This window comes from Cryobacterium cryoconiti (genome assembly GCF_004403065.1).
GTDB classification, from domain to species: domain Bacteria; phylum Actinomycetota; class Actinomycetes; order Actinomycetales; family Microbacteriaceae; genus Cryobacterium; species Cryobacterium cryoconiti.
In genome coordinates this window covers 1-12296 of the sequence record NZ_SOHA01000030.1, presented here as the reverse complement: position 1 = coordinate 12296, position 12296 = coordinate 1, and the positions used below count along the sequence as shown (strand labels likewise).

Here is a 12296-nt window from a genome sequence, read left to right as displayed (position 1 = left end):
GGAGCTCGGGCGTGTACCGCCCATATTTTCGATGCGCCATAAGTCCATCCAATCTCAACTTCTACGAAGGACTGTCCGGAAACATCGGGTCACCCCAGCCCTAAATGCCCTTCTCGCCGAAATTCTCCGTCGAATTGGTTCAGTGCCGGGGTCAGCGGGTGAGCACGCCGGCCGACACGGGCTCGCGAGCGGCGAGCTGGGCCTTCACCGCGGCATCCCGGCGGCCGCCGATCGCCCGCAACGCGTTCAGGATCGTGGCCAGGTCCACGAATTCCTGCAGCAGGGCTCCGACCGTGGCCGGGATGAAACCGAACGCGGCCAGCAGCATGAGACCGAGGCTCATGGCGATCCCCAGCCAGATGCTCTGCAGTGCGATCCGGATGGTGTCCTGGCCGATCGCGACCGCCCGCGCCGTGCGGGTCAGGTCGTCGATCAGGATGACGACGTCCGCCGACTCGCTCGCGGCAGTGGCCCCGCGCGCGCCCATGGCGATGCCGACATCGGCGACGGCCAGCACGGGGGCGTCATTCACGCCGTCGCCGACCATGATCACCGGGCGTTTGGCCAGGCCCTTCACCGCGTTGACCTTGTCCACGGGCAGGCAGTCCGCCTGCACGTGCTCGATCCCGACCAGTGCGGCGATGTGCTCGGCGGTGGGCCGGGCGTCCCCGGTGAGCATCACGGTGTCACTCAGTCCGAGGGCACGGAAGTCGGCCATGGTCTGCGGTGCGTTCTCCCGCAGACTGTCGCTGGCGACGATGCTCCCGGCGAACCGGCCGTCGACGGCGAGGTAGATCGCCAGTTCGCCGCCCTCGAGCGGCGCGGCCACGGCATCCGGTGCCCGGTCACGAATGTAGGACAGCTTGCCGACGGTCACCTCGCGGTCTCCCAAACGGGCGACGACGCCGTGCGCCGGAACCTCGTTCGCGGTCTCCGTCGAGGTGAGTTCGAGCCCGCGGCTGCGGGCCGCCGCGATAACGGATGCCGCGAGCACATGTGACGAGTACTGCTCCGCCGATGCGGCGAGGGCAAGCAATTCATCCTCGCCGAAGCCGGGTTGGGGCAGCACCCGGGCGATGGTCGGTGTGCCGTGGGTGAGCGTGCCGGTCTTGTCGAAGACGACGGTTTTGGCGCGGGAGAGCATCTCGAGCACGCCGCCGCCCTTGACGATGATGCCGTTGCGCGCGGCCCGGCTCATCCCGCCCATGAATGCGACGGGTGCGGAGATCAGCAGCGGGCAGGGGGTGGCCACCACCAGAACCTCGGCGAACCGGGCCGGGTCGCCGCTGATGATCCAGGCGAGACCGGCGATCGAGACCGACACCGCCGTGAACGGAACGGCGTAGCGGTCGGCCAGGCGCACCACCGGGGCCTTACTGGCCGCGGCTTCCTCGACCAGCGCGATGATCTGCTGATACTGGCTGTCGGCGGCCGACCGTGTCGCCCTGATGGTGGCGGCGGCCTGGCCGTTGATCGACCCGCTCAGCACGGCGTCGCCGGCCTGGCGTTCCACCGGGAGGCTTTCTCCGGTCAGCGACGACTCGTCGAACGCGGCGCTGACGGAGACCAGCTCGCCGTCCACCGGCACGATCTCAGCCGGGCGGACGAGGAGCAGGTCGCCCGGCCGCACCTCGGTGGCGGGCACGTCTTCCACCTCGCCGTTTCCGTGGTCCCCGGCGTCGGTTGTGTTGCCGCCGATCAGCCGATGCGCGATCTGCGGGGCCCGCCGGAGCAGTGCGTCGAGCTCGCGCTTGGCGCGGTTCACGGCGAAGTCCTCCAGGGCCGCGCCACCGGTCAGCATCAAGACGATGATGAGGGTGGCGACGTACTCGCCGACCAGAACCGTGGCGACGATGGCCATGATCGCCAGCACATCGATCCCGAAGGTGCCGTGTCGCAGCCGTCGCATCATGCCGATCGTTTCGTAACCGGCGACCAGCAGACCGAATCCGCTGAACAGCCAGCGCACGGCATCCGTCTGGCCGAACAGGGCCAGCACAGCGCCGACGAGCCCGAGTAACACGGTCGTGGCGACGAGAGGGTACCGACGAATGGCCGCAACAAGACTGGACATACCCCAAGTCTCGCTCCGTCTGCAGGCGGGCGCCAGCAAGGAAAGGCTCCCCTGTGCGGCCGGTGTCGAGGTGGCCCTGATCCGATCTCAGAGTGCGAGCGCCACCATGAATGCCGCGTTGACGGCGTCGCCGACCTTGGCCGGGGACACGCAATCGCCGAGCGGATGCACGTTGGCGCGGCCGGCGAGCGCCAGCGTGAGCGCGGTGTTGGGTCGCACTCCGAAAGCGGCCACGACGGTGTCGGCGTCCACGCGGGCGACATCGTCGGCACCGTCGGCGCCGGAGACGGTGACCCCGTCGATATCGATCGCGGTGACGGTGTGCCCGGTGAGGATGCGCACACCCCCCTCTGCCAGCTGGCGGAGCAGGGTGATCCGGTTGATGATGATCATGTCGCGGGCCAGTTCGTCGGCGAGTTCGACGATCGTGACCTCGTGGCCCTGGCCCGCGAGTTCAAGCGCCGCGTCGCAGCCGGACAGCCCGCCGCCGGCGATGACCACGCGCGGCCCGACGGGCGCGCCCCGGTGGAACTCGAGCACGTCGATCACATTCGGGCCGTCGATGCCGTCGATCGGAGGGAGCAGCGGCAGGGAACCGGTCGCGACGACGATCTCATCCGCACCGTCGAGCTCGGCGGAGTCGGCGCTGATCGGGTGCCCCAGGTGCAGGGTGACCGGCAGTTTCGCCAGCTGACGTTCCCACCAGCCGATCATGGCACGGAGCTCCTTCTTGAAGTCGGGCGTCGCGGCCGGCCACAGGACGCCGCCGAGTTGGGTGTCTGCCTCGTAGAGTTCGACCGTGTGCCCGCGCAGCCCGGCGACCCTGGCTGCTTCCAGGCCTCCGGGGCCGCCGCCGATGATCACGACGCGCTTGGCCGCGGGGGCCGGATCGATGCGGCGCTCGCGTTCGAAACCGACCTGGGGGTTGACCGCGCAGCCGAGGGGCAGGGCGAAGAAGGCGTTGCCGACGCACAGCGAATTGCAGCGGATGCACGGACGGATGTCGTCGCGGCGCCCGCCGGCGAGTTTGCCGGCCCACTCGGGGTCGGCGATCAGGCCCCGGCCGATGCCGGCGAAGTCGGCGTCACCGGCGAGAAGTGCCGCCTCCGCGTTCTCCGGGGTGAGGTTGCCGACGGCCATGACCGGGATGTCCACGACGTCCTTGAGCGCCCGGGCGGCGGGGACCATGCAGGCGTCGCCGAGATAGTAGGGCGGGAAGACGTAGTCCATCGCCTCGTAGGAACCGTCGTCGGCGATGATCAGGTCGAGACCGGCGGCGGCCAGCACGACGGCGATGGCCTGGCCGTCTTCCGTGGTGCGGCCGCCCGGGAAGCGGTGGTTCACGGACAGCCGGAAGCTGATCGGCAGGCCGGGAGCGGCCGCGCGCACGGCCGCGATGATCTCGACGGCGAAGCGACAGCGGTTCTCGACCGACCCGCCGTACAGGTCGGTGCGGCGGTTCCAGCACGCGCTCATGAACTGGTCGATGAGGTAACCGGTATGGCCGTGGATGTCGATGGCGTCGATTCCGGCCGCGGCGGCCCGGGCGGCGGCTTCGCCGAAGCGGCGCACCAGCACCTGAATCTCGGCGACCTCCAACGGGCGGCACACCACACTCGGGTCGGCGTAGTGCGGGTTGTCCGAGGCAGAGATGGGCGCACGGTCAGGATCGATCACGTTGAGGTTGCGGCCGAGGCCGGCCGTGAGCTGCAGGGAGACGAGGCCGCCGACGGCGTGGATCGACTCGGCGAGGGCGGTCAGTCCCGGCAGGCTCGCGTCCGTGTCCACCCGGCACAGGCCGGGGTTGATGACCTCGTAGTCCTGCGAGACGGCACTGATTCCCGTCATCACCAGGCCGGTGCCGCCGCGGGCCCGCTCGGTGTAATAGGCGATCTCCTGCTCGGTGAAAAGCCCGTCGTGCGTGCCCATCTCGGTACCCATCGGGGCCATGATGACCCGGTTGGGAAGTTCGAGGGTGCCGATGCGGCCGGGAGCGAGAACGTGATTGAAGAGTGCCATGGTGATTCCCCTATGAACGATTTCTGGTGTCATCGTCGGCCTGGGGCCCATTCCTGCGGGTGGAACGTGGAGCAAGTGGCGAGTACGTGAGTGGTTCCAACTCTAGAGCCGGGACGGACCCCACTCCTCGTTCGCCCTCGGCCCGGCCCCGAGGCGGCCTCCCGCGAACAAAGAAAGGCCCCGACCATCCGGTCGGGGCCTTTCTTCGGCGGGCGGGTTACGCCAGGCGCGCCTGGAGGTTCTCCGCGATGGCCGCGAGGAACTCCTCGGTCGTCTGGAAGGCCTGCTCCGGGCCCACGAGAAGAGCGAGGTCCTTGGTCATCTTGCCGCTCTCGACGGTCTTGATGACCACGTCTTCGAGCGTGTTGGCGAATTCGGCGAGCGCCGGGTTGCCGTCGAGCTTGGCGCGGTGCGCGAGGCCGCGGGTCCAGGCGTAGATCGAGGCGATCGGGTTGGTCGAGGTGGGCTTACCCTGCTGGTGCTGGCGGTAGTGACGCGTCACTGTTCCGTGCGCGGCCTCAGCCTCGACGACCTTGCCATCGGGCGTGGAGAGCACGCTGGTCATCAGGCCGAGTGAGCCGAAGCCCTGCGCGACGGTGTCGGACTGCACGTCGCCGTCGTAGTTCTTGCAGGCCCAGACGTAGCCGCCCTCCCACTTCATGGCCGAGGCGACCATGTCGTCGATCAGGCGGTGCTCGTAGCTGAGGCCGGCCGCGTCGTAGCGGGCCTTGAACTCGGCGTCGAAGATCTCCTGGAAGATGTCCTTGAAGCGTCCGTCGTAGGCCTTGAGGATCGTGTTCTTGGTGGACAGGTAGACCGGGTACTTGCGCTCGAGGCCGTAGTTCAGCGACGCGCGGGCGAAGTCGCGAATCGAGTTGTCGAGGTTGTACATTCCCATCGCGACACCGCTGCCGGGGGCCTGGAAGACCTCGAACTCCTGCGGCGCGGAACCATCCTTCGGGGTGAAGGTCATGCTGAGCGTGCCCTCCCCCTCGAAGCGGAAGTTGGTGGCCTTGTACTGGTCGCCGAACGCGTGGCGGCCGATGATGATCGGCTTGTTCCACCCCGGCACGAGGCGCGGGATGTTGGAGATGATGATGGGCTCGCGGAAGATGGTGCCGCCGAGGATGTTGCGGATGGTTCCGTTGGGCGAGGCCCACATCTTCTTCAGGCCGAATTCCTCGACGCGTGCCTCGTCGGGCGTGATGGTCGCGCACTTGACGCCGACGCCGTGCTTCTGGATGGCCCGGGCCGAGTCGATCGTGATCTGGTCGTCGGTCTCGTCGCGCTTCTGGATCGACAGGTCGTAATACTCGAGGTCGATGTCGAGATACGGGTGGATCAAGGTCTCCTTGATCGCGTGCCAGATGATGCGGGTCATCTCGTCCCCGTCGAGCTCGACGACAGTGCCTTCAACCTTGATCTTCGCCAATGGAAATCTCCTCAGAATATCGGGGGGCAAGAACAGCCACACCGATTCTAGTGGAGGCCGGTAATTATCTTGACATCGAGACACTTTTACGGATGTCCCGGGCGGCATGCTCCTGCCGCCGTGTCGTCCGAAAAACCGACTACCCGACCAGCTCCGGCGCACGTTAGCCTGTTCGCATGGGTGATCTACGTCTGGAAGAACTGTCCGCGCGCAACATCGTCGCGGCGAATAGCCTGAGCCTGAAACCCGGGCAGGAGCAGTTCATCGCCCCGGTCTCGTACGCGGTCGCGGCATCCGTCATCAACCCGGCCACCGCCTGGCAGCGCGTCGTCGTGCTCGACGGCGAGGTCGCCGGGTTCATCCACGGCAATTTCGACCCCGACTCCGAGCACGAGGAATTCCGCGCCTGCATCTGGCGCATCAACGTGGATGCGGAAGCCCAGGGCAAGGGCGTCGGCAAATTCGCCGCCGACGCACTGGCCACCGAGGCCCGCAAGCGCGGGTTCGACCACATCACCGTGATCTGGGAGCCCGGTGAAGAGGGCCCGGAGGAATTCTTCCACCACCTCGGCTTCAGCGACGTCGGCCAGACCGCCTACGGCGAGACCATCGGCGCGCTGCAGCTCTGACCGGCGACCATAACGAAGCCGACCCGATGACGGCGGATGCCGCCACCCGGGAACCCGGGTTCGTCCTCCACGTTCTCGGCATCGTGGAATCGATCCCGCCCGGTCGCGTGATGACCTACGGCGACGTCGCGGCGGTGCTCGGTTCGCGAGGCGCCCGACTGGTCGGGCAGATCCTGGCGCACCACGGCGCCGACCTGCCGTGGTGGCGGGTGATCCGGGCCGGCGGGCACCCGCCGATCGGGCACGAGGAGCGCGCACTTCCCCACTACAACGCGGAGGGCACGCCCCTGCAGGCCGCACCGGACGGCTACCGAATCGACTACCCGGCGGCACGCTGGACTCCGGCATAGCGATCCCGGCCGGGTTGCCCGCAAAGCCTAGGCTCCGGGCCATCTCTGGTGTTACCTTTTTCGCATGGACAGCGAAAACACCGCCGCACACACGGCCCTCGATCCCCTCGTCACCGACCCGGGCTCCTACCGCGTACTCCTCGAGAACGACCGCGTTCGCGTACTCGAGTTCCTCGACGCCCCCGGCGACGAGACCAATCCCCATGAGCATCCCGACAGCGTCATGATCACCCTCAACGCCTACGCCCGGCGCCTGTCGTCGGAGGGGCGCGAGATCGACGTCGAACTGCCCGCCGGCGAGACCCGCTGGCTGCCGGCCCAGGAGCATGCCGGCCTGAACATCGGCAGCACACCGTCGCACGCGATCTTCGTCGAGCTCAAAGAGGCACCCGTCACCCCGCGGGACCCTGGCTACCACCCGCTCGGGCCGGTCGCCTCCAACCGACCTCTGTCGGGCACGCCGCTCTCCGACGCCTCGAGCGATGAAGAGAAGGCGTGGGGTTTCGCCTAACCCCGCACCCGCTTCACCGCCCGCATCCGTCACCGTCGCGGCGCACCTTGTGGAGGCCGGCGCACGTTCTACCGTGCGCCCACTTCCGCAGGGTGCGCCGCGAAGCGCGAGACCCGCCGACGCGAGACCCGTCGACTACACCAGCGAGTCGCGCCAGGCAGCGTGCAGCTGCGCGAACCGGCCGGTGCCGGCAATCAGCTGGTCGGGCGTGCCGTCCTCGACGACGCGACCGTGCTCCATCACCAGCACCCGGTCGGCGATCGCCACGGTCGACAGCCGGTGCGCGATGATCACGGCGGTGCGGCCCCCGAGCAGGGTCTGCAGGGCCTGCTGCACCAGGCGCTCGCTCGGGATGTCCAGGCTCGAGGTGGCCTCGTCGAGGATCAGCACCGCCGGGTCGGCCAGGAACGCCCGCGCGAACGAGATCAGCTGGCGCTGCCCGGCGGAGACGCGCCCGCCGCGCTTGTTCACGTCGGTGTCGTACCCGTTCGGCAGTCCTGCGATGAAGTCGTGCGCACCGACGGCCTTCGCCGCGGCCACGATCTCGGCGGGCGTCGCATCCGGTTTGCCGATCGAGATGTTGTCGGCGACCGACCCGCTGAACAGGTAGGCCTCCTGGGTGACCATCACGATCGCCCGGCGCAGGTCCTTGGGATGCAGGTCGCGCAGGTCGACGCCGTCGAGGGTCACCTGCCCCTCCGACGGGTCGTAGAAGCGCGCCATCAACTTGGCCAGGGTGGACTTGCCGGCCCCGGTCGACCCGACCAGGGCGATGGTCTGCCCGGCCGGAATCGACAGGTCGAATCGCGGCAGGATGACCCGATCGCTCTGGTAGGCGAATTGCACACCCTCGAACGAGACCGCGCCCTTCGCCGCCCAGAGGTCCACCGGGGTCACCGGATCCGGCACGCCCGGGTGTTCCTCGAGCACCCCGGAGATCTTCTCCAGCGCCGCGGCGGCCGACTGGTAGGAGTTGTAGAACATCGCCATCTCCTCCATCGGGTCGAAGAACCGGCGGGTGTAGAGCAGCGCCGCGAGGAGCGCGCCGATGGCGAGCTGGCCGTCGACGACACGGAACCCGCCGACCAGCAGCACGACCGCGACGGCCACGTTGCCGATCAACACGAGTCCCGGGTCGAAGATGCCGAACAGCTGGATGACCCGGCTGTTCACCTTCCGGTAGTCCTCGACCAGTTCGCCGAACACCTTCTCGTTGCGCTTCTCGGCCCGGAAGGCCTTGACCGCACGGATGCCCGTCATGGTCTCCACGAACTGCACGATCAGGCTCGCCGACGCCGTTCTCGACCGGCGGAAGAGCGTCTGCGAGCGCACCTGGAACCAGCGGGTGAGCAGGGCCAGCGGCACGATCGACGCGAGCAGGACCAGCCCGCTGGTGCCATCGAGCAGGAACAGGGCGATCGCGGTGAACACCATGTAGAGCAGACCCTGCACGAGCTGGTTGATGCCGGAGTCCAGCAGTTCCCGGATGGCGTCGAGGTCGCTGGTCTGCCGGGAGATGATGCGGCCCGAGGTGTACGACTCGTGGAATTCGAGGCTCAGCCGCTGCGTGTGCAGGAAGACCCGCTTGCGCAGGTCGATCAGCACGGCCTGGCTGATCCTGGCCGACATGATCGTGTACCAGGCGATCAGGAAGGCCCCGACCACGCCCGTGGCGAGGTAGACCACTCCGGTCGCGGCGAGCGGCACCCAGTCCTGCTCCATCAAGGCGGGCAGGCCTCGGTCGATCCCGAACGCGATCAGGGCCGGACCGGCCACCTGCGCGGCCGTGGAGACGACGACGATCAGCATCGCCGCGACGACGGGCCAGCGCACGGGGCGCAGCAGCGACCCGAGCAGGCGCAGCGACCGGCGCCGGATCTGCTTGCTCTCCGCGGCGGTGAAATTGCTGCGGTCTTCCCCCTCGACACCGATGACACTCATCGCGCCACCTCCTCTCGCGCTGACTCTCGTCGTTCTTCGTCTTCCAGGCTCGAGATCACGAACTTGTAGTGCTCGCTCTCCCGAAGCAGGTCGGAGTGCCGTCCGACGGCGGTGACGCGCCCGTTCTCGAGCAGGGCCACCCGGTCGGCGAGCATCACGGTCGATGGCCGATGCGCCACGATCAGCGCCGTGGTCGAGGACAGCACCTCGCGCAACGCGGCCTCGACGAGGGATTCCGTGTCCACGTCGAGCGCCGACAATGGGTCGTCGAGCACGAGCACGGCGGGCTTCGCCGCCACCGCCCGCGCGAGCGCGATCCGCTGTCGCTGGCCGCCGGACAGGCTCATCCCCTCCTCGCCGACGAGCGTGTCCACGCCCTCCGGCAGGTCGTGGACGAAGCCGGCCTGGGCGACCATGAGCGCTTCCTCGAGTGCGGCATCCGCTTCGGGCGAGCGCTCGGCCCACTCGGGGCGACCGAGCAGCACGTTGTCGCGCACGGATGCCGAGAACAGCGTCGCATCCTCGAACGCCATCGACAGGTGGCGGCGCAGCTCCTCGCGGCCGAGGTGGCGCACGTCGACCCCGTCGAGGGTCACCGCCCCCTCGGTCACGTCGTAGAGGCGGGTGGTGAGCGCCGTCAGGGTTGACTTGCCGGAGCCGGTCAGGCCGACCAGCGCCATGGTTTCCCCCGGTTCGAGCACCAGGTCCACGCCGTCGAGCAGATCCGGGAAACGGCTCGGCGAGTCGGGGTAGCGGAAGTGCACACGCTCGAACGCCAGGCGGCCGCTGGGCCGGTCAATCGTGACCGGATGCTCGGGGTCGGTGATCGCGTTCGGCGCGTCGAGCACGTCGAAGAACCGGTCGGTCGCCGTGCGGGCGTCGAAGGTCATCGACAGCAGGAACCCGACCGACTCGATCGGCCAGCGCAGCACGGTGGCCGTGGCGAAGAACGCCACCAGCCCGCCGACGCTGAACTCGCCCTGGCTGGCCAGCCACACGCCGGCAACGAGACAGAGGGCGAAGGCCACATCCGGAATCATCAGCAGCCACAGCCAGATGCCGGCGATGGCGCGTGCCTTCTCGATCTCCGTGCCGCGCAGGCTCTCGGCCTGGTCGGAGAAGTTCTTCAGCGCGAATTTGCCCCGCCCGAAGGCCTTGAGCACCCGGATGCCGTGCACCGACTCCTCGACGGCCGTCGCGAGGTCGCCGGCCTGGTCCTGGCTGCGGCGCGCGACGACGGAGTACTTCTCCTCGAACAGGTAGCCGACGATCCAGAGCGGCACGGAGCAGACCAGGAAGATCACGCCGAGGATCCAGTTCATCGACACCAGGATCATGGCGCCGATCACGATCGTCACCACGTTCACGATCAGCAGCACGAGCCCGAACGAGATCCACCGGCGGATCAGGTTGAGGTCGCTGACGGCGCGGGAGAGCAGCTGGCCGCTCGGCCACTTGTCGTGGAACGTCACCGGGAGGTCCTGCAGCCGGGCGTAGAGCGCGTTGCGCATCCGGGCCTCAATGTGGGTGCCGGGTCCGAGCACGAACCAGCGGCGCAGGGCGATCAAAACCGCCTCGATCACACCGAGGACGAGCACGACGATGACGGCCGGCCAGATCTGAGAGGCGTCCTGCCGGGTCAGCGCTCCGTCGACGAGGCGCTGCAGCACCTGCGGGATGGCGAGCGCCACAAGCGCGGCGAGCAGGGCGGCGAGCATGCCGAGCGCCAGGCGCGGCAGGGCCGGGCGGGCGAAGGGGTAGAGGCGCATCAGCACCTGGACGGTGTTCCGGCGCGCCGGGTCGGTGGCGGAGCCGGGTCCCGCTGCGGGGTCGGGATCGGGCGGATGGCTGTGGTCAGTGAGCGTGGTCACGAATGAGTCCTGAACGAGTCTGGTGCAGGCGAACGGCGCCGTAGGGCGTCGGGAGGCCGGCCGGAATCGGGCCGGCCGGGGTGGGGGAAGCCAGGATGCTTCCGGTGGCGGCAGCGTGGCTGCCGGCGTGAGGCGCGTCGGCCGTCAGCGACCGGGAGTGAGCGGCCGGGAGTGAGCGGACGGGTGGCGTCGGGGCGGGGCGGAGGCTCTAAGCGCTGCGCGGGAACGAGATGGCTGCGCCGATGCGGGCGCCGTCGTTCGCGTACGTTGCGAGCGTGAACGATGCTGTCTGTGTCATGTCGGCCTCCTGAGCGCGTCGTGTCTGAGCTGTGCCCCCCTGATCAGGCAGCCTTTCAGGATACGTTTCCCCGGCCTCGTACGCAACCGCCCAAATGCGGACAAAACACCTTCGCCGGGCGATCAAGGGGCCGCATCTGGCGGGGGTGGCGGGTGTCAGCGCACCCGCACGCTCAGGCAGGTGACGCAGCCCTCGAGCTTCTCGAACTCGGAGATGTCGACTGCGATCACCCTATACCCGAGGCCGGCGAACAGGGCCGCGGAGCGCGGAGCCGCGCTGGACATGAGCAGGGTCGCGGCGTCGAGCACGACCACGGCGGTGCCCTCCGGCTCGGGTACAGGCAGGAATCGCGGGAACAGGCTCGGGTCGTCGATCAGCGGCCGGTAGCCGATCACGGTGCCGTCGGGCAGCGCGGTGACGGCGGTCTTGAGATGCAGCACCTTGGTGATCGGCACCGCGACGACCGTGTGGCCGCGCGCCTCGAGGAGGGCGCGCAGCTGACGGATGCCCTCCGCGTTCGTGCGCCGGCTCTGGCCCACGTAGACCGTGCGGCCGACCTTGAGCACGTCGCCGCCGTCGAGGGTACCGGGCAGCTCGATGCGGTGAACGGTCAGGCCCAGGGCACGCACGGCGGCCTCGGCGGCCGGGGTTTCGTCGCGGCGGCTGAGGGCGCCGGGGCTGGCCACGACGGCCAGGTCGCCGAAGAGGATGACGGCGTCCTCGACGAAGACGGAGTCGGGCAGGTCAAGGGCCGGTTCGACCTCGATGGTCTCCCAGCCCTCGTTCGTGAGTGCCGCCACGTAGCCGCGCCACTGCTCGTCGGCCAGGTCAGGGTCGATCGGGCTGCGCGTGATGTGGGTCAGCTGACCCTCGGCCAGGTTTCGCGCCGGCCGGCGCACGAGCGCCCGCCGAGGGGCGGCCCCGGAGGCAACGGTTGCAGAAGCAACGGATGCGGCGGCAACGGATGCGGCGGGCCAGGTTTCGGAGTCGGCGGTTCCCATCCCGCCAGTGTAGGGCTCAACCCCACAGTCACCGTTCCGGTCGAGAGTGCCCGTTGCGCCGGTCACTCTCGACCGGAACGGGCACTCTCGCGGGCGACGGGCTGCCCGGCTCAGGCTCTCGCGCTGGTCGTGCGCCGCACCGCGCGCGGCGTGCCACGCGCGCAGCGGCG

The 12296-nt window shown here is 68.9% G+C and carries 9 protein-coding genes; 3 read left to right on the top strand and 6 right to left on the bottom strand.

The genetic code is table 11. The features are described from left to right. Positions 1 to 151 precede the first annotated feature (151 nt). From E3T49_RS10030 to E3T49_RS10020, 3 genes are all read right to left on the bottom strand, one after another. Positions 152 to 2074, bottom strand: coding sequence for a heavy metal translocating P-type ATPase (locus tag E3T49_RS10030; protein ID WP_134424776.1), 1923 nt, complete (start codon positions 2072 to 2074; stop codon positions 152 to 154). Positions 2075 to 2161: 87 nt separating this feature from the next. Then, positions 2162 to 4093, bottom strand: coding sequence for an oxidoreductase (locus E3T49_RS10025; RefSeq protein ID WP_134424775.1), 1932 nt, complete (start codon positions 4091 to 4093; stop codon positions 2162 to 2164). 217 nt (positions 4094 to 4310) lie between these two features. Next, a complete protein-coding gene (locus E3T49_RS10020) occupies positions 4311 to 5525 on the bottom strand; it encodes an NADP-dependent isocitrate dehydrogenase (protein WP_134424774.1) in 1215 nt (404 codons plus the stop codon). A 176-nt stretch (positions 5526 to 5701) separates the two neighbouring features. Here E3T49_RS10020 and E3T49_RS10015 point away from each other — a divergent pair, with 176 nt between their 5' ends. The 3 genes from E3T49_RS10015 (at position 5702) to E3T49_RS10005 (ending at position 7015) form a co-directional block, all read left to right on the top strand. After that, positions 5702 to 6154 carry a GNAT family N-acetyltransferase gene (locus E3T49_RS10015; RefSeq protein WP_134424773.1) on the top strand — a complete coding sequence of 151 codons (453 nt, stop codon included), beginning with the start codon at positions 5702 to 5704 and terminating at the stop codon, positions 6152 to 6154. A 26-nt stretch (positions 6155 to 6180) separates the two neighbouring features. Beyond that, positions 6181 to 6504 (top strand): MGMT family protein, encoded by a 324-nt coding sequence (locus tag E3T49_RS10010; protein WP_134424772.1) that lies wholly within the window; start codon positions 6181 to 6183, stop codon positions 6502 to 6504. Positions 6505 to 6568: 64 nt separating this feature from the next. Then, positions 6569 to 7015 (top strand): cupin domain-containing protein, encoded by a 447-nt coding sequence (locus E3T49_RS10005; RefSeq protein WP_241972754.1) that lies wholly within the window; start codon positions 6569 to 6571, stop codon positions 7013 to 7015. A gap of 135 nt (positions 7016 to 7150) precedes the next feature. Here E3T49_RS10005 and E3T49_RS10000 read toward each other — a convergent pair whose 3' ends face one another. The 3 genes from E3T49_RS10000 to ddaH form a co-directional block, all read right to left on the bottom strand. Then, complete coding sequence (locus E3T49_RS10000) at positions 7151 to 8956, bottom strand: ABC transporter ATP-binding protein (RefSeq protein ID WP_134424771.1); 1806 nt, start codon at positions 8954 to 8956, stop codon at positions 7151 to 7153. After that, positions 8953 to 10725: an ABC transporter ATP-binding protein gene (locus E3T49_RS09995; RefSeq protein ID WP_134424777.1), complete on the bottom strand. Its 1773-nt coding sequence runs from the start codon at positions 10723 to 10725 to the stop codon at positions 8953 to 8955. The genes E3T49_RS10000 and E3T49_RS09995 overlap by 4 nt, the downstream gene beginning before the upstream one ends. 555 nt (positions 10726 to 11280) lie before the next feature. Further along, on the bottom strand, positions 11281 to 12126 hold the full coding sequence (ddaH, locus tag E3T49_RS09990; protein WP_134424770.1) for a dimethylargininase: 846 nt from the start codon (positions 12124 to 12126) through the stop codon (positions 11281 to 11283). Between the last annotated feature and the right edge of the window lie 170 nt (positions 12127 to 12296).